This is a genomic window from Salmonella sp. 32010601201800023SM (assembly GCF_017572235.1).
Lineage (GTDB): Bacteria > Pseudomonadota > Gammaproteobacteria > Enterobacterales > Enterobacteriaceae > Salmonella > Salmonella enterica.
Genome location: NZ_JAGEQS010000013.1, coordinates 1 through 26,471 on the forward strand (window position 1 = coordinate 1; position 26,471 = coordinate 26,471).

General features: G+C 50.7%; 46 protein-coding genes and 1 pseudogene. 7 read left to right on the forward strand and 40 right to left on the reverse strand.

Annotation, left to right across the window (positions count from 1 at the left end):
• Window positions 1-298: 298 nt before the first annotated feature.
• Window positions 299-853, forward strand: a complete 555-nt coding sequence (locus J4617_RS22440; protein WP_001620477.1) for a gamma carbonic anhydrase family protein — start codon at window positions 299-301, stop codon at window positions 851-853.
• Here the strand turns inward: J4617_RS22440 and J4617_RS22445 are convergent.
• Genes J4617_RS22445 through dprA form a run of 6 tightly spaced genes read right to left on the reverse strand, consistent with a single transcriptional unit; the run spans window position 829 to window position 4,621 of the window.
• Window positions 829-1,086 (reverse strand): DUF1488 domain-containing protein, encoded by a 258-nt coding sequence (locus tag J4617_RS22445; protein WP_001070571.1) that lies wholly within the window; start codon window positions 1,084-1,086, stop codon window positions 829-831. The genes J4617_RS22440 and J4617_RS22445 overlap by 25 nt on opposite strands.
• Window positions 1,083-1,901 (reverse strand): shikimate dehydrogenase, encoded by an 819-nt coding sequence (aroE, locus tag J4617_RS22450; protein WP_000451194.1) that lies wholly within the window; start codon window positions 1,899-1,901, stop codon window positions 1,083-1,085. Before aroE ends, J4617_RS22445 begins: the two co-directional genes overlap by 4 nt.
• A 4-nt stretch (window positions 1,902-1,905) precedes the next feature.
• Window positions 1,906-2,478, reverse strand: a complete 573-nt coding sequence (tsaC, locus tag J4617_RS22455) for an L-threonylcarbamoyladenylate synthase type 1 TsaC (protein WP_010835148.1) — start codon at window positions 2,476-2,478, stop codon at window positions 1,906-1,908.
• Between the two features lie 4 nt (window positions 2,479-2,482).
• Window positions 2,483-3,025 carry a type I DNA topoisomerase gene (locus J4617_RS22460; RefSeq protein ID WP_001129708.1) on the reverse strand — a complete coding sequence of 181 codons (543 nt, stop codon included), beginning with the start codon at window positions 3,023-3,025 and terminating at the stop codon, window positions 2,483-2,485.
• A gap of 26 nt (window positions 3,026-3,051) precedes the next feature.
• Window positions 3,052-3,525 (reverse strand): DUF494 family protein Smg, encoded by a 474-nt coding sequence (gene smg, locus J4617_RS22465; RefSeq protein ID WP_000460663.1) that lies wholly within the window; start codon window positions 3,523-3,525, stop codon window positions 3,052-3,054.
• The gene (gene dprA, locus J4617_RS22470; RefSeq protein ID WP_065680871.1) at window positions 3,497-4,621 is read right to left on the reverse strand and encodes a DNA-protecting protein DprA; all 1,125 of its coding nucleotides are present in this window, start codon (window positions 4,619-4,621) and stop codon (window positions 3,497-3,499) included. Before dprA ends, smg begins: the two co-directional genes overlap by 29 nt.
• A 131-nt stretch (window positions 4,622-4,752) precedes the next feature.
• Here dprA and def point away from each other — a divergent pair, with 131 nt between their 5' ends.
• The 5 genes from def to mscL all read left to right on the forward strand — a co-directional run bounded on the left by def (window position 4,753) and on the right by mscL (window position 9,519).
• The gene (gene def, locus J4617_RS22475; protein WP_000114987.1) at window positions 4,753-5,262 is read left to right on the forward strand and encodes a peptide deformylase; all 510 of its coding nucleotides are present in this window, start codon (window positions 4,753-4,755) and stop codon (window positions 5,260-5,262) included.
• A 15-nt stretch (window positions 5,263-5,277) separates the two neighbouring features.
• Complete coding sequence (gene fmt, locus J4617_RS22480) at window positions 5,278-6,225, forward strand: methionyl-tRNA formyltransferase (protein WP_017465355.1); 948 nt, start codon at window positions 5,278-5,280, stop codon at window positions 6,223-6,225.
• 51 nt (window positions 6,226-6,276) lie between these two features.
• Complete coding sequence (rsmB, locus tag J4617_RS22485; RefSeq protein WP_000744614.1) at window positions 6,277-7,566, forward strand: 16S rRNA (cytosine(967)-C(5))-methyltransferase RsmB; 1,290 nt, start codon at window positions 6,277-6,279, stop codon at window positions 7,564-7,566.
• Between the two features lie 21 nt (window positions 7,567-7,587).
• Complete coding sequence (trkA, locus tag J4617_RS22490) at window positions 7,588-8,964, forward strand: Trk system potassium transporter TrkA (RefSeq protein ID WP_017465354.1); 1,377 nt, start codon at window positions 7,588-7,590, stop codon at window positions 8,962-8,964.
• Window positions 8,965-9,105: 141 nt separating this feature from the next.
• Window positions 9,106-9,519 carry a large-conductance mechanosensitive channel protein MscL gene (mscL, locus tag J4617_RS22495; protein ID WP_000008119.1) on the forward strand — a complete coding sequence of 138 codons (414 nt, stop codon included), beginning with the start codon at window positions 9,106-9,108 and terminating at the stop codon, window positions 9,517-9,519.
• Here the strand turns inward: mscL and J4617_RS22500 are convergent.
• The 31 genes from J4617_RS22500 to rpsJ all read right to left on the reverse strand — a co-directional run bounded on the left by J4617_RS22500 (window position 9,455) and on the right by rpsJ (window position 24,347).
• Complete coding sequence (locus J4617_RS22500) at window positions 9,455-9,724, reverse strand: alternative ribosome-rescue factor A (RefSeq protein ID WP_001538278.1); 270 nt, start codon at window positions 9,722-9,724, stop codon at window positions 9,455-9,457. The two genes, mscL and J4617_RS22500, sit on opposite strands and share 65 nt — an antisense overlap.
• A gap of 57 nt (window positions 9,725-9,781) precedes the next feature.
• Window positions 9,782-10,207 (reverse strand): Zn(2+)-responsive transcriptional regulator, encoded by a 426-nt coding sequence (gene zntR / locus J4617_RS22505; protein WP_000285585.1) that lies wholly within the window; start codon window positions 10,205-10,207, stop codon window positions 9,782-9,784.
• Window positions 10,208-10,217: 10 nt separating this feature from the next.
• Window positions 10,218-10,586 (reverse strand): DUF1992 domain-containing protein, encoded by a 369-nt coding sequence (locus J4617_RS22510; RefSeq protein ID WP_000266515.1) that lies wholly within the window; start codon window positions 10,584-10,586, stop codon window positions 10,218-10,220.
• 107 nt (window positions 10,587-10,693) lie between these two features.
• On the reverse strand, window positions 10,694-11,077 hold the full coding sequence (gene rplQ / locus J4617_RS22515; protein ID WP_001216370.1) for a 50S ribosomal protein L17: 384 nt from the start codon (window positions 11,075-11,077) through the stop codon (window positions 10,694-10,696).
• 40 nt (window positions 11,078-11,117) lie between these two features.
• Window positions 11,118-12,107, reverse strand: coding sequence for a DNA-directed RNA polymerase subunit alpha (rpoA, locus tag J4617_RS22520; RefSeq protein WP_001162094.1), 990 nt, complete (start codon window positions 12,105-12,107; stop codon window positions 11,118-11,120).
• Between the two features lie 25 nt (window positions 12,108-12,132).
• Complete coding sequence (gene rpsD, locus J4617_RS22525; RefSeq protein WP_000135226.1) at window positions 12,133-12,753, reverse strand: 30S ribosomal protein S4; 621 nt, start codon at window positions 12,751-12,753, stop codon at window positions 12,133-12,135.
• Between the two features lie 33 nt (window positions 12,754-12,786).
• Complete coding sequence (gene rpsK / locus J4617_RS22530; RefSeq protein WP_001029758.1) at window positions 12,787-13,176, reverse strand: 30S ribosomal protein S11; 390 nt, start codon at window positions 13,174-13,176, stop codon at window positions 12,787-12,789.
• 16 nt (window positions 13,177-13,192) lie between these two features.
• Window positions 13,193-13,549: a 30S ribosomal protein S13 gene (gene rpsM, locus J4617_RS22535; RefSeq protein ID WP_000090780.1), complete on the reverse strand. Its 357-nt coding sequence runs from the start codon at window positions 13,547-13,549 to the stop codon at window positions 13,193-13,195.
• 146 nt (window positions 13,550-13,695) lie between these two features.
• Window positions 13,696-13,812 (reverse strand): 50S ribosomal protein L36, encoded by a 117-nt coding sequence (gene rpmJ, locus J4617_RS22540; protein ID WP_000868187.1) that lies wholly within the window; start codon window positions 13,810-13,812, stop codon window positions 13,696-13,698.
• A 31-nt stretch (window positions 13,813-13,843) separates the two neighbouring features.
• Window positions 13,844-15,175 (reverse strand): preprotein translocase subunit SecY, encoded by a 1,332-nt coding sequence (secY, locus tag J4617_RS22545; protein ID WP_001118864.1) that lies wholly within the window; start codon window positions 15,173-15,175, stop codon window positions 13,844-13,846.
• A gap of 7 nt (window positions 15,176-15,182) precedes the next feature.
• Window positions 15,183-15,617: a 50S ribosomal protein L15 gene (gene rplO, locus J4617_RS22550; protein WP_001238917.1), complete on the reverse strand. Its 435-nt coding sequence runs from the start codon at window positions 15,615-15,617 to the stop codon at window positions 15,183-15,185.
• Window positions 15,618-15,620: 3 nt separating this feature from the next.
• Window positions 15,621-15,800 (reverse strand): 50S ribosomal protein L30, encoded by a 180-nt coding sequence (gene rpmD / locus J4617_RS22555; RefSeq protein WP_001140434.1) that lies wholly within the window; start codon window positions 15,798-15,800, stop codon window positions 15,621-15,623.
• Between the two features lie 3 nt (window positions 15,801-15,803).
• Window positions 15,804-16,307: a 30S ribosomal protein S5 gene (rpsE, locus tag J4617_RS22560; protein ID WP_000940121.1), complete on the reverse strand. Its 504-nt coding sequence runs from the start codon at window positions 16,305-16,307 to the stop codon at window positions 15,804-15,806.
• Window positions 16,308-16,321: 14 nt separating this feature from the next.
• Window positions 16,322-16,675 (reverse strand): 50S ribosomal protein L18, encoded by a 354-nt coding sequence (rplR, locus tag J4617_RS22565; protein ID WP_000358956.1) that lies wholly within the window; start codon window positions 16,673-16,675, stop codon window positions 16,322-16,324.
• Window positions 16,676-16,684: 9 nt separating this feature from the next.
• Window positions 16,685-17,218, reverse strand: coding sequence for a 50S ribosomal protein L6 (gene rplF, locus J4617_RS22570; RefSeq protein WP_000091939.1), 534 nt, complete (start codon window positions 17,216-17,218; stop codon window positions 16,685-16,687).
• A gap of 12 nt (window positions 17,219-17,230) precedes the next feature.
• Window positions 17,231-17,623 carry a 30S ribosomal protein S8 gene (gene rpsH / locus J4617_RS22575; protein ID WP_000062611.1) on the reverse strand — a complete coding sequence of 131 codons (393 nt, stop codon included), beginning with the start codon at window positions 17,621-17,623 and terminating at the stop codon, window positions 17,231-17,233.
• Between the two features lie 33 nt (window positions 17,624-17,656).
• Window positions 17,657-17,962 carry a 30S ribosomal protein S14 gene (gene rpsN, locus J4617_RS22580; RefSeq protein WP_001118932.1) on the reverse strand — a complete coding sequence of 102 codons (306 nt, stop codon included), beginning with the start codon at window positions 17,960-17,962 and terminating at the stop codon, window positions 17,657-17,659.
• 14 nt (window positions 17,963-17,976) lie between these two features.
• Window positions 17,977-18,516, reverse strand: coding sequence for a 50S ribosomal protein L5 (gene rplE, locus J4617_RS22585; RefSeq protein ID WP_001096206.1), 540 nt, complete (start codon window positions 18,514-18,516; stop codon window positions 17,977-17,979).
• A gap of 14 nt (window positions 18,517-18,530) precedes the next feature.
• Window positions 18,531-18,845 carry a 50S ribosomal protein L24 gene (rplX, locus tag J4617_RS22590; protein WP_000729185.1) on the reverse strand — a complete coding sequence of 105 codons (315 nt, stop codon included), beginning with the start codon at window positions 18,843-18,845 and terminating at the stop codon, window positions 18,531-18,533.
• Window positions 18,846-18,855: 10 nt separating this feature from the next.
• On the reverse strand, window positions 18,856-19,227 hold the full coding sequence (gene rplN / locus J4617_RS22595; protein WP_000613954.1) for a 50S ribosomal protein L14: 372 nt from the start codon (window positions 19,225-19,227) through the stop codon (window positions 18,856-18,858).
• Window positions 19,228-19,390: 163 nt separating this feature from the next.
• Window positions 19,391-19,645, reverse strand: a complete 255-nt coding sequence (gene rpsQ, locus J4617_RS22600) for a 30S ribosomal protein S17 (protein ID WP_000130101.1) — start codon at window positions 19,643-19,645, stop codon at window positions 19,391-19,393.
• Window positions 19,645-19,836 (reverse strand): 50S ribosomal protein L29, encoded by a 192-nt coding sequence (gene rpmC, locus J4617_RS22605; protein ID WP_000644742.1) that lies wholly within the window; start codon window positions 19,834-19,836, stop codon window positions 19,645-19,647. The genes rpsQ and rpmC overlap by 1 nt, the downstream gene beginning before the upstream one ends.
• Entirely contained in the window at window positions 19,836-20,246 is a 411-nt protein-coding gene (gene rplP, locus J4617_RS22610) for a 50S ribosomal protein L16 (protein ID WP_000941208.1), read from the reverse strand. Before rplP ends, rpmC begins: the two co-directional genes overlap by 1 nt.
• Window positions 20,247-20,258: 12 nt before the next feature.
• Window positions 20,259-20,960: a 30S ribosomal protein S3 gene (gene rpsC / locus J4617_RS22615; protein WP_000529945.1), complete on the reverse strand. Its 702-nt coding sequence runs from the start codon at window positions 20,958-20,960 to the stop codon at window positions 20,259-20,261.
• Between the two features lie 17 nt (window positions 20,961-20,977).
• Window positions 20,978-21,310 (reverse strand): 50S ribosomal protein L22, encoded by a 333-nt coding sequence (rplV, locus tag J4617_RS22620; RefSeq protein WP_000447529.1) that lies wholly within the window; start codon window positions 21,308-21,310, stop codon window positions 20,978-20,980.
• A gap of 14 nt (window positions 21,311-21,324) precedes the next feature.
• The gene (gene rpsS / locus J4617_RS22625) at window positions 21,325-21,603 is read right to left on the reverse strand and encodes a 30S ribosomal protein S19 (protein WP_001138115.1); all 279 of its coding nucleotides are present in this window, start codon (window positions 21,601-21,603) and stop codon (window positions 21,325-21,327) included.
• Window positions 21,604-21,619: 16 nt separating this feature from the next.
• Window positions 21,620-22,441, reverse strand: a complete 822-nt coding sequence (gene rplB, locus J4617_RS22630) for a 50S ribosomal protein L2 (protein ID WP_000301869.1) — start codon at window positions 22,439-22,441, stop codon at window positions 21,620-21,622.
• A 17-nt stretch (window positions 22,442-22,458) separates the two neighbouring features.
• The gene (gene rplW, locus J4617_RS22635; RefSeq protein ID WP_000617546.1) at window positions 22,459-22,761 is read right to left on the reverse strand and encodes a 50S ribosomal protein L23; all 303 of its coding nucleotides are present in this window, start codon (window positions 22,759-22,761) and stop codon (window positions 22,459-22,461) included.
• Window positions 22,758-23,363: a 50S ribosomal protein L4 gene (gene rplD, locus J4617_RS22640; RefSeq protein WP_000424395.1), complete on the reverse strand. Its 606-nt coding sequence runs from the start codon at window positions 23,361-23,363 to the stop codon at window positions 22,758-22,760. The genes rplW and rplD overlap by 4 nt, the downstream gene beginning before the upstream one ends.
• A gap of 10 nt (window positions 23,364-23,373) precedes the next feature.
• The gene (gene rplC, locus J4617_RS22645; RefSeq protein WP_000579838.1) at window positions 23,374-24,003 is read right to left on the reverse strand and encodes a 50S ribosomal protein L3; all 630 of its coding nucleotides are present in this window, start codon (window positions 24,001-24,003) and stop codon (window positions 23,374-23,376) included.
• 32 nt (window positions 24,004-24,035) lie between these two features.
• The gene (gene rpsJ / locus J4617_RS22650; protein WP_001181005.1) at window positions 24,036-24,347 is read right to left on the reverse strand and encodes a 30S ribosomal protein S10; all 312 of its coding nucleotides are present in this window, start codon (window positions 24,345-24,347) and stop codon (window positions 24,036-24,038) included.
• A 379-nt stretch (window positions 24,348-24,726) separates the two neighbouring features.
• Between rpsJ and hopD the strand changes: the two genes are divergently transcribed.
• A complete protein-coding gene (gene hopD, locus J4617_RS22655) occupies window positions 24,727-25,194 on the forward strand; it encodes an A24 family peptidase (protein ID WP_208290712.1) in 468 nt (155 codons plus the stop codon).
• On the opposite strand, the gene bfr is transcribed toward hopD, so the two are convergent.
• From bfr to tuf, 3 genes and pseudogenes are all read right to left on the reverse strand, one after another.
• Window positions 25,191-25,667 (reverse strand): bacterioferritin, encoded by a 477-nt coding sequence (gene bfr / locus J4617_RS22660; protein ID WP_000675530.1) that lies wholly within the window; start codon window positions 25,665-25,667, stop codon window positions 25,191-25,193. The genes hopD and bfr overlap by 4 nt on opposite strands.
• Before the next feature lie 72 nt (window positions 25,668-25,739).
• Complete coding sequence (gene bfd, locus J4617_RS22665; protein WP_000289081.1) at window positions 25,740-25,934, reverse strand: bacterioferritin-associated ferredoxin; 195 nt, start codon at window positions 25,932-25,934, stop codon at window positions 25,740-25,742.
• 184 nt (window positions 25,935-26,118) lie between these two features.
• Window positions 26,119-26,471: pseudogene (gene tuf, locus J4617_RS22670) on the reverse strand (elongation factor Tu); the annotation flags it as partial.

The window sequence follows — 26,471 nt, forward strand, 5'->3', positions numbered from 1 at the left end:
GGTGGCGTATATTACGCTTTCCTCTTTCAGAGTCAACCCTGAATTTCAGGATTTTTCTCTTCAACCGACCGGCTGTTTGTGTGAAGTGATTCACATCCGCCGTGTCGATGGAGGCGCATTATAGGGATCCCATTTTTTTGCACAAGCGTTTTTTGGATCTTTTTTTCTGTTTGTTGATTTTTCATCCCTTTCGCTCCATTCCTGCGCAAAGTGGCGATTTTTTGATGCTATCTCCCCTTGCACAACGCCGTTAAAGCAACCAAAGTCTTCATGACTATTCATTTATGATGAGGTAGACATGTCTGACACATTACGTCCTTATAAGGATCTTTTTCCTGGTATCGGTCAGCGCGTGATGATCGATACCAGCAGCGTGGTTATTGGCGATGTCCGTCTGGCGGATGATGTCGGGATCTGGCCGCTTGTGGTGATTCGCGGCGATGTGAATTACGTTGCGATAGGGGCTCGTACGAACATTCAGGATGGCAGCGTTCTTCACGTAACCCACAAGTCTTCATCCAATCCACACGGCAACCCATTAATCATTGGCGAAGATGTTACCGTTGGCCATAAAGTTATGCTGCACGGCTGTACCATCGGTAACCGCGTACTGGTCGGTATGGGCTCCATTGTGCTGGATGGCGCGATAATAGAAGATGACGTAATGATTGGCGCGGGAAGCCTGGTGCCGCAGCACAAACGGCTGGAAAGCGGCTATTTATATCTTGGCAGTCCGGTAAAACAGATCCGCCCCTTGAGCGATGCTGAGAGATCGGGCCTGCAGTACTCCGCCAATAACTATGTAAAGTGGAAAGACGACTATCTTTCTCAGGATAACCATATCCAACCGTGATCATCTTCCTGCTGGGCCAGGATTAATGCTTCCGCCTCTTCTTCCAGGTCCCAGCGATACTCACGAAAAATGGCCAGCCATTGCTCCGCTGTTTCTCCACCAAAGCGATACGCCAGTACATCTTTTTTTATTGCACACGTGAGTTGCATCCCATTAACCAGGGCGGGAAAGATGATAGCACTGGCGGCAGTATCCCATTCTTCGCGGTCAGGAAATTGTATGGCCTGGTTCACGCTAATAATTCCTGCTGTAGCAGCTCAATCACTGGCTCGACCTGCGGTAATACACCGTGCCAAAGCAAAACGGCATGTGCAGCCTGCCCCACCAGCATTCCCAGCCCATCTGCGTAGCGTTTTGCGCCCTGTTGTACACACCAGGAGAGAAATGGTGTATTCCCTTTTTGATAGAACATGTCATAGCAACAGAGGGAAGGGTGAATAAGTGACGCCGGAATCGCCGGGATTTCGCCCCGTATGCCGCTGGAGGTCGCATTAATAATCAGGTCAAATTCACAACCATCCAGCTTGTCCATATCCGTGGCATGAACGCTGCCGGTATGAGCAAAGATTTTCGCCAACGCTTCGGCACGTGAAGCTGTACGGTTAGTGATAGTGACCGCGCAATCCAAAGAAAGCAGGGGTAACAGCACGCCCCGGGATGCGCCGCCCGCGCCAATCAGCAAAATACGCAATCCTGGGCGGATAAAATTTAAACGTTCGAGATCGCTTAATAAACCGATACCGTCAGTATTGTCGCCAAGCAAACGACCATCTTCCAGCCGTTTTAATGTATTGACGGCTCCCGCCAGCGATGCTCGTTCCGTTAACTCATCCGAACGCGCAAACGCCTCCTCTTTAAAAGGTACTGTGATGTTTGCGCCTTTTCCCCCTGCCGCGAAAAAGGCATCAAGCGTATTAATGAAATTATTAATAGGGGCCAGCACGCGACCATAGGGGTGAACAATATCTAGCTGCTGAGCAAATTGCTGATGAATAAATGGCGATTTGCTGTGCGCAATCGGATTTCCAAAAACAGCATAGGTTTCCATCATATTACCCCTGTCGAAACAGTTCGCCCGTCAGAGCATCGCGAATTTCTGAAGGATTTAAACGCCCACCCGTTGCGCCTTCAACCACCGGAAAATCATCGCCAAATTGCGCACGCACCTCTTCAACGGTACGACATGGCGGTAATCCGCTCAGATTGGCGCTGGTGGAAACCAGCGGTTTGCCATACGCATTGCATAGCGCGACCACCAGCGGGTGGTTGGTAACACGAACGGCCAGGGAATCAAAACGTCCCGTGAGCCACCGCGGCGTTGTCGCGGGCGCAGGAAAAACAAACGTTACCGGCCCGGGCCAGCAATCAAATACCGCTTTACGCTGTGCGACGGTAAGTATGCTGTCATCAATATAAGGTTTTAACTGCTCAAAGCTGGCGGCAATCAAAATGAGTCCCTTATCGACGGGCCGTTGTTTTAACGCCAACAGGCGCGTAACGGCTGTTTCACTATCGGGATCGCAGCCGACGCCGAAAACGGCTTCTGTTGGATAAGCGATGACATTTTCTTTATTCAGGAGATCTACCGCTGCGGCGATAGATCCTGTTGGCAGGTTATTATTCACTTGTTTATTCCACCGGAACCGGCTTTCCACATTGTTTACTGGCGCAAAAGCGCTTCACGCCCTGCGCGGTTTTCTTTTCGATGAGTAGCGGATAATGGCACTCGGGGCATTCCCCCGCAACCGGTGTGAAGTTAATGACAAACTGACATTCCGGGTAGCGATCGCAGGAATGAAAGATTTTACCGTAACGAGAACGGCGCTGGACCAAATGTCCTTGCTGGCAGGCTGGACAGGCAATCGCCGTTTCATCCGGTTTATCAATAACCACTGTATGTTCACATTGCGGATACTGACTGCATCCGATGAACATGCCAAAGCGCCCCTGACGCAACACCAGCACGGCGCCACACTCAGGGCACAGTTGCCCCTCCAGAATTTTAACGATATGTCCGTCCGCCTGACTTTTCAGCGGACGAACGTAATCGCATTCCGGATAGCGAGAACAGCCGAGAAACGGACCATGTTTCCCGGAACGAATTACCAGTTCGGCCCCGCACTGCGGGCAGGGCTCATTTTTACGCACCGAAAACAGTGCTGATTTAGCCATATTCACTCATGCAGCATTAACACCTATCAATGCAGCATACCTTCATTTACCTCAAAGAGTAATTCTTCCATTTGCTGATAGGCGTTTTCACAGCCCGGAATGTTGAATAACACCATCAAAATAACCCATTTCAAGTCTTCCAGGTCAAACTCTGCGGTATCCAGCGCCAGCACACGCTCAATCACCATTTCTCGTGTTTCGAGGTTTAGCACCTGAATCTGCTCAAGGAATAACAGGAACCCCCGGCAACTGGCATCAAGCCTTTCACACTCTTCAACCGTATAAATGCGCATTGAAAGAGGGTCGGAAGCAAGTTGCATGGGTTCCGCGAGGCCATCCTGATAGTCAGCGAGTTTTTCCAGCCACAGCAGCGCATTGTAGATGTCTTCGCGATCAAACCCAGCGTCGGTGAGATCACGCTCCAGTCTGTCCTGATCCACGCGCAGCTCGGCTTCGTTATGGATGTATGTTTCAAACAAATACATTAGTACGTCGAACATGGCTTGCCCTCCTTAATCGGACATAGCCGCCGGGTACAGCTGCGATCCATCCTGCTAACTCCAGTTCGAGTAGCTGAGCCACTACCGCTGGCACAGGTTGGCCGGCACGTTCAGCGACGACGTCAACAGGTGTTACCTCATCTCCTACGTTAGCCAGGAGCTCAGGAAATGGCAATGCCGCCTCATCCTGATTTAGTGAATAAAGTGAATTTTCCGCCGTAGTTGGCAACCAGTGTAAGCCGTATTGCAAATTTTCCAGAATATCCTCCGGCGTCGTCACAAGCGTGGCCCCTTGTTTAATTAACCAGTGCGTGCCTTCGCTTCCCGGACTACCGATAGGACCTGGTAATGCAAAAACGTCCCGCCCCTGTTCAAGCACGCAGCGCGCCGTCACCAACGAACCGCTGCGCAACGCCGCCTCAATCACCAGCACGCCTTTGCTCAGTCCGCTGATGATACGGTTTCTGCGAGGAAAATGTTGCGGTAGCGGAGGCGTTGAAAGCGGAAATTCTGAGACCACTGCGCCGCCGGTGGCAATCAAGTTTTCAGCCAGCATGGCATGTCGGCGAGGATAAATCTTTGCCAAGCCATTCCCTAACACCGCTACACTTTTTCCCCCCATACTCACCGCGGCGTTGTGTGCTACGCCATCAATTCCCCGGGCAAGGCCACTGGTGATCGTCAAACCGCTTTTCGCAAGGCTTTCGCAAAGCAGACGTCCCCAGCGTTCTCCATACCAGGAGTGGCTCCGGCTCCCTACGACGGCAAGTTGGCAGGTATGCAGACAGGCAGGATCGCCGTCAATAAAAATAGCGCCGGGATAATCATCAATAGCACGCAGTTGGGGAGGATAAATCTCACTATCCGCACACAGAAAATGATGCTGCGGTAGTTCAAGCCAGCGTAACGTCTCATCAAGCACACCTGCTGGAAGCTGTAAAAAACGTTCAGCTTGCCGCGCGGTAAGACCAGCCTCCTGAAGGTGCGTGCGATTTATCTGAGGCTGACGAATAAGCGAGTTCGCCATGTTCAACATCGCCTCGCCATAAAGGTCGCCGACGTACATTAAACGTAACCAAATTTCGGTACGGGCCATCCTTTCCCTCCCCTGCCACAAGCAGTCTGAACAATCTTTGCGATTGGTCACTGATGCTGTCAATCAGGTGGGGATTTGTCTAGAATAGAGGTAATAATCTTTTCAACTCCTGAACACAACTCTGGATAATTATGTCAGTTTTGCAAGTGTTACATATTCCGGACGAGCGCCTTCGCAAAGTCGCAAAGCCGGTTGAAGAAGTGAATGCAGAAATTCAGCGTATCGTCGATGATATGTTCGAAACGATGTACGCGGAAGAAGGTATCGGTCTGGCCGCAACGCAGGTCGATATCCACCAGCGGATCATCGTGATTGACGTTTCGGAAAACCGCGACGAGCGCCTGGTACTCATTAACCCGGAATTGCTGGAGAAAAGTGGCGAAACGGGTATAGAAGAAGGCTGTCTGTCGATTCCGGAACAGCGCGCTTTAGTGCCGCGCGCCGAGAAAGTGAAAATCCGCGCGCTGGATCGCGACGGCAACCCATTTGAACTTGAAGCGGATGGTTTGCTGGCAATCTGCATTCAGCATGAGATGGATCACCTGGTCGGTAAACTGTTTATCGATTATTTGTCGCCGCTGAAGCAACAACGTATTCGTCAGAAAGTAGAAAAACTCGACCGCCTGAACGCCCGGGCTTAAAGGACAAGAACCAACGTGTCAGATTCACTACGTATTATTTTTGCGGGTACACCTGACTTTGCAGCGCGTCATCTCGACGCGCTGTTAACTTCTGGACATAACGTTGTCGGCGTATTTACCCAACCCGATCGTCCAGCAGGTCGCGGCAAAAAGTTGATGCCCAGCCCGGTAAAAGTGCTGGCGGAAGAAAAAGGCCTGCCCGTTTTCCAGCCCGTGTCGCTTCGTCCTCAGGAAAACCAGCAACTGGTTGCTGACTTACATACCGACGTCATGGTTGTCGTAGCATATGGTCTGATTCTCCCAAAGGCAGTGCTGGATATGCCCCGTCTCGGATGTATCAACGTTCACGGTTCGCTGCTTCCACGCTGGCGCGGCGCGGCGCCTATTCAGCGCTCACTCTGGGCAGGCGATGCGGAAACCGGCGTCACAATTATGCAGATGGATGTAGGGCTGGATACCGGCGACATGCTGTATAAACTTGCGTGCCCGATTACCGCAGAAGATACCAGTGGCTCACTGTATAATAAGTTGGCTGAACTTGGCCCGCAGGGGTTAATTACCACACTAAAACAACTGGCGGACGGCACAGCGACGCCTGAAGCGCAGAATGAAGCGCTGGTCACTCATGCGGAAAAGCTCAGTAAAGAAGAAGCGCGTATCGACTGGTCTCTCTCCGCAGCACAGCTGGAGCGTTGCATTCGCGCCTTTAATCCGTGGCCAATGAGCTGGCTGGAAATCGACGGCCAGCCGGTAAAAGTCTGGCAGGCGTCCGTCATAGAGGACGCCACGCAGTCGCTGCCGGGAACTATTCTGGCCGCGACGAAACAGGGCATCCAGGTTGCAACAGGCAAGGGGATATTAAATTTGCTTTCGCTTCAGCCTGCCGGCAAAAAAGCGATGAGCGCCCAGGATCTGTTAAATTCACGCCGGGAATGGTTTATTCCTGGTAACCGCCTTGCCTGACGATCACGTCTTTATACGCCCGGTGTTACCGGGCATTTTTATTTTATACATATGAAAAAACAAAACAATTTACGTAGTCTGGCAGCACAGGCCGTTGAACAGGTCGTCGAGCAGGGACAATCATTAAGTAATGTGCTCCCGCCGCTGCAACAAAAAGTCGCCGATAAAGACAAAGCGTTACTTCAGGAGCTGTGCTTTGGCGTCCTGCGAACTCTTTCACAGCTGGAATGGCTGATCAATAAGCTGATGTCTCGTCCAATGACCGGCAAGCAGCGTACAGTGCATTACTTAATTATGGTCGGTTTTTATCAGTTGCTGTACACCCGCGTTCCTCCCCATGCGGCGCTGGCTGAAACCGTTGAAGGCGCGGTCTCCATCAAACGTCCGCAGTTGAAAGGGTTAATTAACGGCGTCCTGCGCCAGTTCCAGCGCCAGCAGGAAACGTTGCTTAATGAGTTTGCGACCAGCGATGCGCGCTTTTTACATCCAGGTTGGCTGGTAAAGCGTTTGCAAAATGCTTACCCCACACAGTGGCAACGCATTATTGAAGCGAATAACCAGCGTCCACCGATGTGGCTACGTGTAAATCGTACACACCACACCCGCGACGGTTGGCTTGGCTTACTTGAAGACGCAGGCATGAAGGGATATCCCCATCCCGATTATCCCGACGCTGTACGTCTGGAAACGCCAGCTCCGGTACATGCTTTACCCGGTTTTGCTGAGGGTTGGGTAACTGTCCAGGATGCCTCTGCGCAGGGATGTGCGGTTTTTCTCGCTCCTCAGAACGGTGAGCACATTTTAGACTTGTGCGCCGCGCCCGGCGGTAAAACCACGCATATTCTCGAAGTGGCCCCCGAAGCAGACGTGGTGGCGGTTGATATTGATGAACAACGACTCTCCCGCGTTTACGACAACCTAAAGCGTCTTGGGATGAAAGCGACAGTTAAACAAGGGGATGGACGTTATCCCGCCCAATGGTGCGGCGAGCAGCAGTTTGACCGTATTCTGCTGGATGCGCCCTGCTCCGCAACCGGCGTCATTCGCCGTCATCCAGATATCAAATGGCTGCGTCGCGATCGCGATATCGCGGAACTGGCGCAATTACAGGCGGAAATTCTTGATGCCGTCTGGCCGCGCCTGAAGCCCGGCGGGACGCTGGTTTACGCCACCTGTTCCGTACTGCCGGAAGAAAACCGCGATCAGATCAAAACCTTTTTACAACGCACTCCCGATGCCGCGCTCAGCGAAACGGGAACACCTGATCAGCCAGGACAACAGAATCTGCCGGGCGGCGAAGAAGGTGATGGGTTCTTTTACGCTAAGCTAATCAAGAAGTGATGAGATAACGGGCCACGACTGATGAAAATTATCATACTGGGCGCAGGGCAAGTTGGCGGAACACTGGCGGAAAACCTGGTCGGCGAAAACAACGACATCACGGTGGTTGATACCAACGGCGAACGGTTACGCAGTCTGCAAGATAAGTTCGATCTACGCGTAGTTCAGGGGCATGGTTCGCATCCCCGCGTGTTGCGCGAAGCGGGCGCTGACGATGCGGATATGCTGGTCGCTGTCACCAGTTCAGATGAAACTAATATGGTTGCCTGCCAGGTAGCCTATTCACTCTTCAACACTCCAAACCGTATCGCCCGCATTCGCTCCCCGGACTATGTTCGCGATGCGGATAAACTCTTTCATTCTGAAGCGGTTCCGATTGATCATCTGATCGCGCCGGAGCAGTTGGTTATCGATAATATTTATCGCCTGATCGAGTATCCGGGAGCATTACAGGTTGTAAACTTTGCCGAAGGGAAAGTCAGTCTGGCAGTAGTTAAAGCCTACTATGGCGGTCCACTAATAGGTAACGCGCTCTCGACAATGCGAGAGCATATGCCGCATATCGATACCCGCGTTGCCGCAATTTTCCGCCATGACAGACCAATCCGTCCTCAGGGCTCGACTATCGTGGAAGCAGGGGATGAAGTCTTCTTTATTGCGGCTTCACAGCATATCCGTGCAGTAATGAGCGAATTACAGCGTCTGGAAAAACCCTACAAGCGCATCATGCTGGTGGGCGGCGGCAATATCGGCGCCGGGCTGGCAAGGCGTCTGGAAAAAGACCATAGCGTTAAATTGATCGAACGCGATCAACAACGCGCCGCAGAATTGGCTGAGAAACTGCAAAACACGATCGTCTTTTTTGGCGACGCTTCCGATCAGGAATTGCTGGCGGAGGAGCATATTGATCAGGTCGATCTCTTTATCGCGGTCACTAACGATGATGAAGCCAATATCATGTCCGCGATGTTGGCTAAGCGGATGGGCGCCAAGAAAGTGATGGTGTTGATCCAACGTCGCGCTTATGTCGATCTTGTGCAGGGTAGCGTTATAGATATTGCGATTTCTCCGCAGCAGGCCACCATCTCTGCATTACTGAGCCATGTGCGTAAAGCGGATATCGTCGGCGTTTCCTCACTACGTCGCGGGGTTGCCGAAGCCATCGAAGCCGTCGCGCACGGCGATGAAAGCACTTCCCGCGTGGTTGGCCGCGTCATTGACGAAATTAAACTGCCGCCAGGCACCATTATTGGCGCGGTGGTTCGCGGTAATGATGTCATGATCGCTAATGACAATTTGCGCATTGAACAAGGCGATCACGTCATTATGTTTTTGACCGATAAAAAGTTTATTACCGACGTCGAACGTCTGTTCCAGCCAAGTCCTTTCTTCCTCTAATTTAAGGGGCGCTCATTCAGCGCCCTTTTTAATTCCCTTTATTTATCAAGGTTTAATTTATTTCGCTAAACAGAAGCCGTAAATGGAAAATGCCTTAGCATTTGTTAAACTTATAACGTCAGCTGCATAGGGAGAATAAAAATGAGTTTTATTAAAGAATTTCGCGAATTCGCGATGCGCGGGAATGTTGTGGATTTGGCAGTGGGTGTCATTATTGGCGCGGCATTCGGTAAGATTGTTTCTTCACTGGTTGCCGATATCATTATGCCGCCGTTGGGATTGTTAATCGGCGGGATCGACTTTAAACAATTTGCTTTTACGTTACGCGAAGCGCAGGGAGATATTCCGGCGGTCGTCATGCATTACGGCGTGTTTATCCAGAACGTATTTGATTTTGTGATTGTGGCCTTTGCTATCTTTGTTGCCATTAAGCTTATCAACAGACTCAACCGTAAAAAAGCAGAAGAGCCGGCAGCTCCGCCAGCGCCTTCTAAAGAGGAAGTGTTATTGGGCGAAATCCGCGATCTGCTGAAAGAACAAAATAACCGTTCTTAATAAGCAGAAGGCCAGTGGTAAAAAAGTTACTTACTTTCTTGCCACTGGCCTCCCAGTTCCCTCGATTACCGTGTTTACCTTTGCGCAGATAGCTTCCTTTGCCTTTCTTATTTTTTTCAACGCGTTGCCTGAAAAGGGGATCGTGCAGTAATGCCTCAATGGCATTGTCCTTTATCTGCCCTTTCTTATGTTGATAACGACTCATAATGTCTCCCGATTGTATAAATTAACGGCGCGAGTGTAGCCCCGCCGGTTCAATAAATCAACATCCTGATTTCGCTCCACTGGCCCCCTGTTCCAGGGCTTCCAGAATGGAACAATAGACGCTACTGTGGGCCGTTCCGCAACAAGCATCATTAAGCCTTTGTAACGAACGCTGCATCGTTTGCAGTTCCGCAATCCTGGCTTCAACCTCCTGCAATCGCTCTTGCACAATACTTTTTGACTCCTGACAGGTATGGTGCTCAGGATCAATTCGGATCGATAAAAGCTCGCGGATCGAGTCGAGCGTGAAACCCAACTGTCGCGCATAACGAATAAACTTGAGACGCTGCAGATCGTTTTCGGTATACAGACGAAACCCGCCTTCAGTACGTACCTCATGATCCATCATCTGCTGTTTTTCATAGTAGCGAATGGTATCAGGCGTTACGTCTGCCAGCTTTGCCAGCTCACCAATGCGATACATACAAGCTCCGTTAATTATCGTTGATTTTATGCAGCAGTTTTTCTGCATACTCACCGTGTAAAAAGTCGGTACTCAACCCAGCCTGCCGAAGTTTTAGTTCAAGCAGGGAGAGCTGGCGACTAACCTGATGGTATCGAGGGTCATCTTCCCGGATACTGTTGAGGATATCAAGTAACTGAATAGCGTCTCTGCGCTGCTCCAGTTCAGGGGGAAGACAGCCCGCATTCTTGAGTAAGCGATAACCCGCACGAAGTTCCGCCGGCACATGAGAATCATCATCCAGAATAAGCGGCTCGCCACGGCCAGGCAAATTATCAAACTCGCCTTTACGCTGTGCCTCGATAATATGACGCTCTGCCCACTGGTCAAGTAACCACATACGTCGCTCCAGGGATTGAACGAAAAGAATACAATTATTGTAGATATGTGGGGTTCAGGAGGATATAAAAAAACCCGCCGAAGCGGGTTTTTTTACGTTACTACAGATTACTCTGCAGCAGCTTCTGTTTTCTCTGAACGATCAACCAGCTCGATGTATGCCATCGGCGCGTTGTCGCCTGCACGGAAGCCACACTTCAGAATGCGAGTGTAACCACCGGCGCGGCTCGCGAAACGCGGGCCCAGCTCGTTAAACAGTTTTGCCACGATCTCGTTATCACGAGTACGGGCGAATGCCAGACGACGATTAGCAACGCTATCAGTCTTGGCAAGAGTAATCAGCGGCTCAACTACGCGACGCAGCTCTTTCGCTTTAGGCAGGGTCGTCTTGATGATTTCATGACGAACCAGTGAACCTGCCATATTGCGGAACATAGCCTGGCGATGGCTGCTGTTGCGGTTCAGTTGACGACCACTCTTACGATGGCGCATGACCTTATCCTTCTCAGTAAAACCTTAACCTGTGATCCGGTTACTCGTCAGCGATGCTTGCCGGTGGCCAGTTTTCCAGGCGCATACCCAGAGACAGTCCACGGGAAGCCAGCACGTCTTTAATCTCGGTAAGAGATTTTTTACCCAGGTTAGGCGTCTTAAGAAGCTCAACCTCGGTACGCTGTACCAGATCACCGATATAGTGGATAGCTTCTGCCTTGAGGCAGTTAGCAGAGCGGACAGTCAATTCCAGATCGTCAACAGGGCGCAGCAGGATCGGATCGAATTCTGGTTTCTCTTCTTTCACTTCCGGTTGACGTACATCACGTAAATCAACGAAAGCTTCCAGTTGTTCAGCCAGGATGGTTGCCGCACGACGAATCGCCTCTTCAGGATCGATTGTGCCGTTGGTTTCCATTTCGATGACCAGCTTGTCCAGGTCGGTACGCTGTTCTACACGCGCTGCTTCAACATTGTAGGCAATACGCTCTACAGGGCTGTAGCAGGCGTCGACCAGCAGACGGCCGATTGGGCGCTCATCTTCTTCCGAATGAATTCGGGTAGAAGCCGGCACATAACCACGACCGCGCTGAACTTTGATACGCATACTAATAGACGCGTTTTCATCGGTCAGGTGGCAGATCACGTGCTGCGGCTTGACGATTTCGACATCCCCATCATGGGTGATATCGGCTGCAGTCACAGGGCCAATGCCAGATTTATTCAAGGTAAGAATAACTTCATCTTTACCCTGAACTCTCACCGCCAGCCCTTTCAGGTTGAGCAGGATTTCAAGGATATCTTCCTGAACGCCTTCTTTGGTGCTGTACTCATGTAGTACACCATCAATCTCAACCTCGGTCACCGCGCAACCCGGCATCGATGAGAGCAGAATACGGCGCAGTGCGTTACCCAGAGTATGGCCGAAGCCACGCTCTAAAGGCTCAAGGGTCACCTTGGCGTGCGTCGAACTCACTTGCTCGATATCTACCAGGCGCGGTTTTAGAAACTCTGTCACAGAACCCTGCATTGTGTCCTCTCTTTGGTACTAAGCTTTACTTGGAGTAAAGCTCGACGATCAGGTGTTCGTTAATGTCCGCAGACAGATCAGAACGCTCAGGCTTACGCTTGTACGTACCTTCCATCTTGCCAGCATCAACTTCCAGCCAGGTTGGCTTTTCACGCTGCTCAGCCAGCTCCAGAGCGGCTTTCACGCGAGACTGCTTCTTCGCTTTCTCACGAATGCTAACAACGTCATTCGGACTAACCTGATAAGAAGCGATGTTAACAACACGACCGTTTACCATAATTGCTTTATGGCTAACCAACTGACGTGCTTCTGCACGAGTGGCGCCGAAGCCCATACGGTATACAACGTTGTCCAGACGACCTTCCAGCAGAGCCAACAGGTTTTCACCGGTGTTGCCTTTCAGACGTGCTGCTTCTTTGTAGTAGTTACGGAACTGACGCTCCAGCACACCGTAAATGCGGCGAACTTTTTGCTTTTCACGCAACTGCACACCATAGTCAGACAGACGCGGCTTACGCGCACCGTGCTGGCCAGGAGCTTGTTCAATTTTACACTTGGTATCGATCGCGCGAACGCCAGACTTAAGGAATAAGTCGGTGCCCTCACGACGGCTCAGCTTGAGCTTAGGACCCAAATATCTTGCCATTTTCTTTCTCCAACTAACCTGGAAAACGAAGCGTTATACGCGACGTTTTTTCGGCGGACGACAACCGTTATGAGGGATCGGAGTCACATCAGTAATATTAGTGATGCGGAAACCAGCGGCGTTCAGAGCACGAATAGTAGATTCGCGGCCTGGACCCGGACCTTTAACCATAACTTCCAGATTCTTGATACCGTATTCTTTCACGGCGTCAGCGCAACGCTCTGCTGCAACCTGAGCTGCAAACGGAGTGGATTTACGCGAACCACGGAAACCGGAACCACCGGCTGTTGCCCAACCCAGCGCATTACCCTGACGATCGGTAATAGTCACGATGGTGTTGTTGAAAGAAGCATGGATATGAGCCACGCCGTCAGAGACTTGTTTTCTTACACGTTTACGTGCGCGAACTGGTGCCTTTGCCATTATTCAATCACCCCGATTATTTCTTGATCGGTTTGCGCGGACCCTTACGGGTACGAGCGTTGGTCTTGGTACGCTGACCGCGAACCGGGAGACCACGACGATGACGCAAACCGCGATAGCAACCAAGATCCATCAGGCGCTTGATGCTCATGCTGATTTCACGGCGCAGATCACCTTCAACGACAAATTTGGCAACTTCGTCACGCAGCGTGTCGATTTGTTCTTCAGACAGCTCACTGATCTTAACATTTTCAGCGATACCCGCTGCAGCCAGGATGGCTTTAGAACGGGTCTTGCCGACACCGTAGATCGAAGTTAACGCGATCACGGCGTGTTTCTGATCAGGAATGTTAATGCCTGCTATACGGGCCACTATGCACTCCTACTATTTAATATGTACGTACCATGCTGAAAAGCCCGTTTTCAGGATACTCAAATGGAAACGTACAGACATACAAAAGATTGGCTGGCTAATCTAGCCAGCTCAACCCAACTTTGCAAGAAAAATATGCGAAAAAATCAGCCTTGGCGCTGTTTATGCTTCGGCTCGGCACTGCAAATCACACGGATGACACCATCACGCTTAACGATTTTGCAGTTACGGCATAATTTCTTGACGGAAGCACGAACTTTCATTTTTACTCTCCGTAACTTCTCAGGCGACCAATTAACGGCCGTAGCCTTTCAGGTTCGCCTTCTTCAATGCAGACTCATACTGACTGGACATCATCAGAGTTTGCACTTGAGCCATAAAGTCCATAATCACGACAACAACGATAAGCAGTGAGGTCCCACCGAAGTAGAACGGCACTTTCATTGCATCACGCATGAACTCCGGGATCAGGCAGATAAAGGTAATATACAGCGCACCAACCAGGGTCAGGCGGGTCATTACTTTATCGATATACTTCGCCGTTTGCTCTCCCGGACGAATTCCTGGTACAAATGCACCGGACTTCTTCAGGTTATCTGCTGTTTCACGCGGGTTGAAAACCAACGCCGTGTAGAAGAAACAGAAGAAGATGATTGCAGACGCATAGAGTAACACATAAAGCGGTTGCCCAGGCTGCAAATACAGCGAAATTGTTGTCAGCCAGTTCCAACCAGTACCGCCCCCGAACCATGACGCGATGGTCGCCGGGAACAGAATAATACTGGAAGCGAAGATTGCCGGGATTACCCCCGCCATATTCACTTTCAGCGGTAAATGTGTGCTCTGTGCAGCATAGACACGACGACCTTGCTGACGTTTGGCGTAGTTTACCACAATACGGCGTTGACCACGTTCAACGAATACTACAAAGAACGTCACTGCAAATACTAATACTGCAACCAACAGCAACACGAGGAAGTGCAGGTCGCCTTGACGCGCTTGCTCGATAGTATGGGCAATGGCTGGCGGGAGTCCCGCAACGATACCAGCGAAGATGATGATTGAGATACCGTTACCGATACCGCGCTCAGTAATCTGTTCGCCGAGCCACATCAGGAACATCGTCCCTGTAACCAGACTTACAACAGCGGTGAAATAGAATGCAAAGCCTGGATTCATCACCAGGCCCTGCATACCAGGCATATTCGGCAAACCGGTAGCAATACCGATCGACTGGAATATCGCCAGCACCAGAGTACCGTAACGGGTGTACTGGCTGATCTTACGACGACCAGACTCCCCTTCTTTCTTAATTTCTGCCAGCGTTGGATGAACCACCGTCAACAGCTGGATAATGATCGACGCCGAAATATACGGCATGATCCCCAGGGCAAAGATAGAAGCACGGCTGAGAGCACCACCAGAGAACATGTTAAACATTTCAATGATGGTGCCTCGCTGTTGCTCAAGCAGTTTGGCAAGTACAGCGGCATCAATACCAGGGATCGGAATAAAAGAGCCAATACGGAACACAATCAGCGCGCCGATAACAAACAGCAGTCTGCGTTTCAGCTCACCTAAGCCACCTTTGGCACTTTGAAAATCTAATCCCGGTTGTTTAGCCATCTGCTACTTATTCCTCGATTTTACCGCCAGCAGCTTCGATAGCAGCACGAGCGCCTTTAGTAACACGCAGGCCACGAACAGTTACCGGAGTAGTGACTTCGCCAGCCAGGATCACTTTCGCGAACTCGATCTGGATACCGATAATGTTTGCCGCTTTCAGCGTGTTCAGGTCTACAACGCCGCCTTCTACTTTCGCCAGGTCAGACAGACGAACTTCGGCTGTAATCGCTGCTTTGCGAGAAGTGAAGCCGAATTTCGGCAGACGACGGTACAGAGGCATCTGACCACCCTCGAAACCGCGACGTACGCCACCGCCAGAACGAGACTTCTGACCTTTGTGACCACGACCACCGGTTTTACCGAGGCCAGAACCGATACCACGACCCAGGCGTTTACCCGCCTTTTTGGAGCCTTCGGCCGGAGACAGAGTATTTAAACGCATCTCTTACTCCTCAACTTTAACCATGAAGGAAACCGCGTTGACCATACCACGAACAGCAGGAGTATCCTCGCGCTCTACGGTGTGGCCAATACGACGCAGACCCAGGCCAAGCAGCGTTGCCTTGTGTTTCGGCAGACGACCGATTGCACTGCGGGTTTGAGTAATTTTAATAGTCTTTGCCATGGTTTATTTCCCCAGAATTTCTTCAACGGATTTACCACGCTTGGCAGCGACCATTTCTGGAGAATTCATATTTTCCAGGCCATCAATAGTTGCACGAACCACGTTGATCGGGTTGGTGGAACCGTATGCTTTAGCCAGAACGTTATGAACCCCAGCAACTTCCAGAACGGCGCGCATTGCACCACCGGCGATGATACCGGTACCTTCGGAAGCTGGCTGCATGAATACACGAGACCCCGTGTGAACACCTTTAACCGGGTGCTGCAGGGTGCCGTTGTTCAGCGCGACGTTAATCATATTGCGACGGGCTTTTTCCATCGCTTTCTGGATCGCTGCTGGAACTTCACGCGCTTTACCGTAACCAAAACCTACGCGACCGTTACCATCGCCTACTACAGTCAGAGCTGTGAAGGAGAAAATACGACCACCTTTAACGGTTTTAGATACGCGGTTTACCGCGATCAGCTTTTCCTGCAGTTCGCCAGCTTGTTTTTCGATGTGAGCCATCTTACACCTCTACCTTAGAACTGAAGGCCAGCTTCACGGGCAGCATCTGCCAGTGCCTGGACACGACCATGATATTGGAACCCGGAACGGTCAAAGGACACATCTTTGATGCCTTTTTCCAGAGCGCGTTCAGCGACAGCTTTACCCACAGCTGCAGCCGCGTCTTTGTTACCGGTGTACTTCAGTTGTTCAGCGATAGCTTTTTCTACAGTAGAAGCAGCTACCAGAACTTCAGAACCGTTCGGTGCAATTACCTGTGCGTAAATATGACGCGGGGTACGATGTACCACCAGGCGAGTTGCGCCCAGCTCTTTGAGCTTGCGGCGTGCGCGGGTCGCACGACGGATACGAGCAGATTTCTTATCCATAGTGTTACCTTACTTCTTCTTAGCCTCTTTGGTACGCACGACTTCGTCGGCGTAACGAACACCCTTGCCTTTGTAAGGCTCAGGACGACGGTAGGCGCGCAGATCTGCTGCAACCTGGCCGATCACCTGCTTATCAGCGCCTTTCAGCACGATTTCAGTTTGAGTCGGACATTCAGCAGTGATACCTGCCGGCAGCTGATGGTCAACCGGGTGAGAGAAACCTAAAGACAGGTTTACTACATTCCCTTTAACCGCTGCACGATAACCTACACCAACCAGCTGCAGCTTCTTAGTGAAGCCTTCGGTAACACCGATAACCATTGAGTTCAGCAGGGCACGCGCGGTACCAGCCTGTGCCCAACCGTCTGCGTAACCATCACGCGGACCGAAGGTCAGTGCATTATCTGCATGTTTAACTTCAACAGCATCGTTGAGAGTACGAGTCAGCTCGCCGTTTTTACCTTTGATCGTAATAACCTGACCGTTGATTTTGACATCAACGCCGGCAGGAACAACGACCGGTGCTTTAGCAACACGAGACATTTTTTCCTCCGATTAGGCTACGTAGCAGATAATTTCGCCACCAAGACCAGCCTGGCGCGCTGCACGATCAGTCATAACACCTTTAGAGGTAGAAACAACTGCGATACCCAGACCGGCCATAACTTTCGGCAGCTCATCTTTACGTTTGTAGATGCGCAGACCTGGGCGGCTGACACGCTGAATGCTTTCTACAACAGCTTTACCCTGGAAATACTTAAGAGTCAGTTCCAGTTCCGGCTTGGTGTCGCCTTCAACTTTAAAATCTTCAATAAAACCTTCTTCCTTCAGCACGTTGGCAATTGCCACTTTCAGCTTGGAGGAAGGCATGGTGACCGCAGCTTTGTTCGCGGCCTGACCGTTACGGATACGGGTCAGCATATCCGCGATCGGATCTTGCATGCTCATCTGTCTTTACTCCCGTGATTCAATTGGTGACAATTACCAGCTAGCCTTTTTCAGACCCGGAATTTCACCGCGCATAGCGGCTTCACGGACCTTAATACGGCTCAACCCGAACTTCCGCAGGAAAGCGTGCGGACGACCAGTTTGACGGCAGCGGTTACGCTGACGTGACGGGCTGGAATCACGCGGCAGAGTCTGCAGCTTAAGAACCGCATTCCAACGATCTTCGTCGGTTGCGTTCACATCAGAGATGATCGCTTTCAGTTCAGCGCGTTTCGCGAAGTATTTATCAGCTAAAGCTACGCGTTTTACTTCGCGTGCTTTCATTGATTGCTTAGCCATTTAGTAACCCTACCTTACTTGCGGAACGGGAAGTCAAAGGCAGCCAGCAGAGCACGGCCTTCTTCGTCAGATTTCGCAGTAGTGGTAATGGTAATATCCAAACCACGAACGCGGTCGACTTTATCGTAGTCGATTTCTGGGAAGATGATCTGCTCACGGACACCCATGCTGTAGTTACCACGACCGTCGAATGACTTAGCGGACAAGCCACGGAAGTCACGGATACGAGGAACAGCAATAGTGATCAGGCGCTCAAAGAACTCCCACATGCGTTCGCCACGCAGAGTTACTTTACAGCCGATCGGATAGCCCTGACGGATTTTGAAGCCTGCAACAGATTTGCGTGCTTTGGTGATCAACGGTTTTTGACCGGAGATTGCTGTCAGGTCTGCTGCTGCGTTATCCAGCAGTTTCTTGTCAGCGATCGCTTCACCAACACCCATGTTCAGGGTGATCTTCTCGACCCGAGGGACTTGCATGACAGAATTGTAGTTAAACTCAGTCATGAGTTTGTTAACTACTTCGTCTTTGTAGTAATCATGCAGTTTCGCCATCGTACTACTCCAAATTACTTGATAGTTTCGCTGTTAGACTTGAAGAAACGGACTTTTTTGCCGTCTTCGAATCTAAAGCCTACACGGTCAGCCTTGCCGGTTGCCGCATTGAAGATTGCAACGTTAGAAACCTGAATTGCAGCTTCTTTTTCAACGATGCCGCCCGGTTGGTTCAGAGCCGGAACCGGCTTCTGGTGTTTCTTAACCAGGTTGATACCTTCAACAATGACCTTGCCGGAAGACAGGACATTCTTAACTTTACCGCGTTTACCTTTATCTTTACCGGTTAACACGATAACTTCGTCATCACGACGGATTTTCGCTGCCATGATTCGCTCCTTAGAGTACTTCTGGTGCCAGAGAGATAATTTTCATGAACTTCTCGTTACGAAGTTCACGAGTTACCGGCCCAAAAATACGCGTACCGATAGGCTGCTCGCTGTTATTGTTTAAAATAACGCATGCATTACCATCGAAGCGAATGACAGAACCGTCCGGGCGACGAACACCCTTCTTGGTGCGCACCACTACCGCCTTCAGCACATCACCTTTTTTGACCTTACCACGCGGAATCGCTTCTTTGATGGTGATCTTAATGATGTCGCCTACGCCTGCGTAGCGACGGTGCGAGCCACCCAGAACCTTGATACACATTACGCGACGTGCACCGGAGTTGTCGGCGACGTTCAGCATAGTCTGTTCTTGGATCATTTTAGTGCTCCGCTAATGTCAACTACTACTGAGACCCGAAAATCAGGTCGTTAAAAAAACCCCATATCGAGGGCGCGGCATTATAACACCGCAAATCAGATATGGGTAGAAAAAATAAACGGCCCATCGCTGAGCCGTTTATTCGTTGAGAATGCGTACTGTATTACAGAACCGCTTTCTCTACAACGCGAACCAGAGTCCAGGATTTGGTCTTGGACAGCGGACGGCATTCGCGGATTTCAACCACGTCGCCGATACCGCATTCGTTGTTCTCGTCATGTACGTGCATTTTGGTCGTACGCTTGATGAATTTACCGTAGATCGGGTGTTTCACAAAACGTTCGATAGCAACAACAATGGATTTCTCCATTTTGTCGCTAACCACGCGACCTTGCAGAGTACGGATTTTATCGGTCATTACGCACCCGCCTTCTCAGTCAGTAAAGTCTTAACGCGTGCGACATCACGACGCACTTGCTTCAACAGGTGAGACTGTTGCAGCTGGCCACTTGCAGCCTGCATACGCAGGTTGAACTGCTCACGCAGCAGGTTCAGTAGCTCGGTGTTCAGCTCTTCAACGCTCTTCTCACGCAGCTCTTTTGCTTTCATTACATCACCGTCTTAGTTACAAAGGTGGTTTTAATCGGCAGTTTCGCTGCTGCCAGCTTGAATGCTTCACGGGCCAGCTCTTCCGGTACGCCGTCCATTTCATACAGGACTTTACCCGGCTGAATCAAGGCAACCCAATACTCCACGTTACCTTTACCTTTACCCATACGCACTGCCAGCGGCTTTTCAGTGATCGGTTTGTCCGGGAATACACGGATCCAGATCTTACCTTGACGCTTAACTGCACGGGTCATAGCACGACGTGCTGCTTCGATCTGACGGGCAGTCAGACGACCACGGCCAACAGCTTTCAGGCCGAAGCTGCCGAAGCTAACATCCGCGCCTGCAGCCAGACCACGGTTGCGGCCTTTGTGCATTTTACGGAATTTTGTACGCTTTGGTTGTAACATCAGCGACGCTCCTTATTTACGGCCTTTACGCTGCTGCTTTTTCGGTTGAGCAGCCGGTTTTTCCGGTTGTTCAACAGCAGCCATACCACCCAGGATCTCGCCTTTGAAGATCCACACTTTAACGCCGATTACACCATAAGTGGTGTGCGCTTCAGAGGTGTTGTAGTCGATGTCAGCACGCAGAGTGTGCAGCGGTACGCGACCTTCGCGGTACCATTCGGTACGTGCGATTTCCGCGCCGCCCAGACGGCCGCTAACTTCAACTTTGATACCTTTAGCGCCCAGACGCATGGCGTTCTGTACAGCACGCTTCATCGCACGACGGAACATAACGCGACGTTCCAGCTGAGAAGTGATGCTGTCAGCAACCAGTTTAGCGTCCAGTTCAGGTTTACGAACTTCGGCGATGTTGATCTGTGCAGGAACGCCAGCGATATCCGCTACGACCTTACGCAGTTTTTCTACGTCTTCACCTTTTTTACCGATAACGATACCCGGGCGAGCGGTGTGAATAGTCACACGGATGCTCTTAGCCGGACGCTCGATAACGATACGAGATACAGACGCTTTAGCCAGTTCCTTCGTCAGGTACTGACGTACTTTAAAATCGCTGTCCAGGTTGTCAGCGAATTCTTTGGTGTTCGCAAACCAGGTAGAGTTCCATGGTTTTACAATACCCAGGCGAATACCATTAGGATGTACTTTCTGACCCATTGCTAGTCTCCAGAGTCTCAGCGATCGGACACAACCACAGTGATGTGGCTGGTGCGCTTCAGGATGCGATCTGCACGACCTTTTGCACGCGGCATAATGCGCTTCATGCTCGGGCCTTCGTCTACGAAAATTTTCGTAACTTTCAGATCGTCAATGTCAGCGCCATCGTTGTGTTCAGCGTTAGCAATGGCAGATTCCAGAACTTTCTTGACCAGTACAGCCGCTTTCTTGTTGGTGTAGGTCAGAATATCCAGAGCCTGCGACACTTTCTTACCGCGAATCAGGTCAGCAACAAGGCGAACCTTCTGAGCAGAAGAACGAGCATGGCGATGTTTAGCGATAGTTTCCATCTCTTCCTCCTACCTTATTTCTTCTTCGCTTTTTTATCAGCAGCGTGGCCGCGATAAGTACGAGTCGGTGCGAATTCACCCAGTTTGTGACCGACCATTTCGTCGGAAACAAATACCGGAACGTGCTGACGACCATTATGGACAGCGATGGTCAAACCGATCATGTTAGGAAAGATCGTTGAACGACGGGACCAGGTGCGCAGGGGCTTCTTGTCTCCGCTTTCCACCGCTTTCTCTACCTTCTTCAGCAAGTGCAGGTCAATAAAAGGACCTTTCTTGAGAGAACGTGGCATGGCTTATCCTCTAAAATTATTTGCTACGGCGACGTACGATGAATTTATCAGTACGCTTGTTGCTGCGGGTCTTCTTACCTTTGGTCTGAACGCCCCACGGAGTTACCGGGTGCTTACCAAAGTTACGACCTTCACCACCACCATGTGGGTGGTCTACTGGGTTCATCGCAGTACCGCGAACGGTAGGACGAACGCCACGCCAGCGTGCAGCACCTGCTTTACCCAGAACGCGCAGCATATGCTCAGCATTGCCAACTTCGCCCAGGGTTGCACGGCAGTCTGCTTCGACTTTACGCATTTCACCAGAACGCAGACGCAGGGTGACATAAGCGCCATCGCGAGCAACGATCTGAACGTAAGTACCAGCGGAACGTGCCAGCTGACCGCCTTTACCTGGTTTCATTTCTACGTTATGAACGGTAGAACCAACCGGGATATTGCGCATCGGCAGGGTGTTGCCTGCTTTGATTGCAGCATCAACGCCAGACTGAATCTGGTCGCCAGCTTTCAGGCCTTTCGGGGCCAGGATGTAACGGCGTTCGCCGTCTTTGTACAGAACCAGCGCGATGTTCGCGGAACGGTTCGGATCGTACTCAAGACGTTCAACAACTGCCGGGATACCGTCTTTGTTGCGTTTGAAGTCAACAATACGATAAGCCTGTTTGTGACCACCACCGATATGACGAGTGGTGATACGGCCATTGTTGTTACGACCACCGGATTTGCTGTTTTTTTCAACCAGCGGAGCAAAAGGTTTGCCCTTGTGCAGCTCTGGGTTGACCACTTTAACGACGTGGCGACGACCCGGAGATGTCGGTTTACATTTAACAACTGCCATTGTATTACTCCTCCGACTTACTCAGCGCCGCCGACGAAGTCCAGATTCTGGCCTTCTTTCAGGGTGACGTAAGCTTTTTTCCAGTCGCTACGACGACCGATACGCTGTCCGTGACGTTTAACTTTCCCTTTAACTACCAGGGTGTTAACGACTTCGACTTCGACTTCAAACAGTTTCTGCACAGCAGCTTTGATTTCTGCTTTGGTCGCGTCTTTAGCAACTTTGAGAACGATGGTGTTGGTTTTTTCCATCGCAGTAGACGCTTTTTCAGAAACGTGCGGTGCGCGCAGCACCTTCAGCAGACGTTCTTCACGAATCATGCCAGCATCTCCTCAACTTGCTTAACAGCATCAGCAGTCATTACGACTTTGTCGAAGGCGATCAGGCTAACCGGGTCGATACCAGTCGCATCGCGTACGTCAACCTTGTGCAGGTTACGTGCGGCCAGGAACAGGTTCTCGTCCAGCTCACCGGTGATGATCAGCACATCTTCCAGAGCCATGTCTTTCAGTTTCTGTGCCAGCAGCTTAGTTTTCGGCGCTTCTACAGAGAACTTCTCGACAACGATCAGACGATCCTGACGTACCAGTTCGGACAGGATGCTTTTCAGCGCGCCGCGGTACATCTTCTTGTTAACTTTTTGACTGTGGTCCTGCGGACGAGCAGCGAAGGTCACGCCACCGGAACGCCAGATCGGGCTCTTGATAGAACCTGAACGCGCACGGCCAGTGCCTTTCTGGCGCCACGGTTTTTTACCGGAACCAGTTACTTCAGCACGAGTCTTCTGAGCACGAGTACCCTGACGAGCACCAGCTGCATAAGCAACAACAACCTGGTGAACCAGCGCTTCGTTGAAATCACGACCGAAGGTAGTTTCGGAAACAGTCAGCGCGCTCTGCGCGTCTTTCAATACTAATTCCATTGCTATCCCCTTACGCCTTCACAGCTGGTTTAACGATCAGGTCGCAACCGGTTGCACCCGGAACACCACCCTTAACCAGCAGCAGGTTGCGCTCAGCGTCAACGCGTACTACGTCAAGGCTCTGAACGGTTACGCGCTCATTACCCATCTGACCTGCCATTTTCTTGCCTTTGAACACTTTGCCCGGAGTCTGGTTCTGACCGATAGAACCCGGAACGCGGTGAGACAAGGAGTTACCGTGAGTAGCGTCCTGGGTACGGAAGTTCCAGCGCTTAACGGTACCAGCGAAACCTTTACCTTTAGAGGTACCGGTTACGTCAACTTTTTTAACGTCAGCAAACAGTTCAACGCTGATGCTCTGACCTACGGTGTATTCTTCGCCTTCAGCCAGACGGAATTCCCACAGACCACGGCCAGCTTCTACGCCAGCTTTAGCAAAGTGACCCGCTTCCGGCTTGGTGACACGGTTAGCTTTTTTAGCGCCCGTAGTAACCTGAACAGCGCGGTAGCCATCGTTAGCCAGGTCTTTAACCTGAGTAACACGGTTTGCTTCAACTTCGATTACGGTTACTGGGATAGAGACGCCATCTTCAGTGAAGATGCGGGTCATACCCACTTTTTTACCGACTAAACCAATCATTGTATCAACCTCTCAATCGCTCGATGACCTGATTAACCCAGGCTGATCTGCACGTCTACACCGGCAGCCAGGTCCAGACGCATCAGAGCATCAACGGTTTTCTCGGTTGGCTCAACGATGTCAACCAGACGCTTGTGAGTGCGAATTTCGTACTGATCGCGCGCATCTTTGTTAACGTGCGGAGAGATCAGAACGGTAAAGCGCTCTTTGCGGGTCGGCAGCGGGATCGGACCGCGAACCTGCGCACCAGTGCGCTTGGCAGTCTCGACGATTTCCGCGGTTGATTGATCGATCAGACGATGATCAAACGCTTTCAGGCGGATACGGATTCTTTGGTTCTGCATGAGACCAGAGCTCCAATTATTTTATAAACGAAAATGATTACTCCTCACACCCATTACGATTGATGGGAGAGTGTAACCGTTCTTACGTAGCTCCCCGATTGGGAGCATTGTTAAATAGCCAAATCGGCTATTCGAGGTTCAAATCGAACCTGCCGTCAATTACGACAAGCCCGCGCATTATACGTAAATCTCAGCCTGACGCAAGTGTCGGATAGAAATTAAGCGCTTTATTCTTATGCGAACATGATTCCAGATGGTACGCATGGGATGGCAACGCGCATCTTTTCTTTGGAAGGCATCAGGCAAACCTGGTAATACGTCGTTGTCGCTGTCGCATAAATCTATAAAGGTGAGCACAAGCCTTGACGAGGATTTGCTTATGTTTGTTGCCCTCCCCTTTCTCATTTTTTATGCGTCGTTCTCTTTATTACTTGGCATATACGACGCGCGTACCGGTCTGTTGCCTGACCGGTTTACCTGTCCATTACTGTGGGGTGGTCTGCTTTATCACCAGATTTGCCTGCCGGAGCGTTTACCGGATGCGCTTTGGGGTGCTATCGCCGGCTATGGCGGATTCGCGTTAATTTACTGGGGCTATCGCCTGCGTTATCAGAAAGAGGGGCTTGGATATGGCGACGTCAAGTACCTCGCTGCCTTAGGGGCGTGGCATTGTTGGGAAACACTGCCGTTACTGGTTTTCCTTGCCGCTATGTTGGCCTGTGGCGGGTTTGGCGTCGCGCTACTGGTGAGAGGTAAATCGGCATTAATAAACCCGCTACCTTTTGGGCCATGGCTGGCGGTGGCGGGTTTCATAACAGGTTGGAAAGTTTTCTTTCCAGACGCTTAATCGGTAACCTTAATTTGTGATTGCAGATAATTTTGCATACCAAGTTTGGCAATCAAATCCAGCTCAGTTTCCAGCCAGTCGATGTGGCCTTCCTCGTCGGCAAGAATTTCAATCATCATATCCCGGCTGACATAATCATGAACGCTATCGGCATAGGCTATTGCCTCACGTAGATCTTTTGCGCCTTCCAGTTCGAGCCGGAGATCCGATCGTAGCATCTCTTCGACATCTTCACCGATGCCCAGCTTGCCCAGATCCTGTAGGTTCGGTATGCCTTCCAGAAATAAAATACGCTCAATATACTTATCGGCGTGTTTCATCTCATCAATGGATTCATGGTACTCAACATCATTAAGCCGGGTCAGCCCCCAGTTTTTGAACATACGGGCATGAAGAAAATACTGATTAATTGCGACAAGCTCATTTCCCAATAGTTTATTGAGATAATTTATGATTTTAACATCACCTTTCATTTTATAGTCCCTCCGCTTCCACTCTCTAGAGCGTAGATGGGGCTACAGGGATGTCAAAAAAAAGAGTGTGACTCAGGCGATCTCTTTAAATTCCGGCAGTTGCGTTAACTCATCCTGCATCACTTCTCGCGCGGCGCGAATACACTTACCACATTGATTTCCCACAGGAATAAATTTACGCAACTGTTGAAATGACTGTGGATGAAATTGTCGTACAGCCTGGCGGATTTTTTTATCGCTTATACCATTACACAAACAAACGTACATGATCGCTCCCGTTCAATTTCCGCACAAAGTGTAAATGAGAATGGTTATGATTACAATAGCACAAAGCGATTTACGCCACGGGAGAAGCGTTAAAAAAGGCAAATAAATATAACAGCGGCTAAATAGCAGGCAACAAAAAGGGCGCCGAAGCGCCCTCTTCAATTCAAAACTAATTAACGAGTAATTAGCCCAGAACTTTAGCAACAACGCCCGCGCCAACGGTACGGCCGCCTTCACGGATTGCGAAACGCAGACCGTCGTCCATTGCGATCGGGTGGATCAGGGTAACAACCATTTTGATGTTGTCGCCCGGCATTACCATCTCTACGCCTTCCGGCAGTTCGATGGTGCCAGTCACGTCAGTAGTACGGAAGTAGAACTGCGGACGGTAGCCTTTGAAGAACGGAGTATGACGGCCGCCTTCATCTTTGGACAGAATGTACACTTCAGATTCGAACTTGGTGTGCGGCTTGATGGTGCCCGGCTTAGCCAGTACCTGACCACGTTCGATTTCTTCACGTTTGATACCACGCAGCA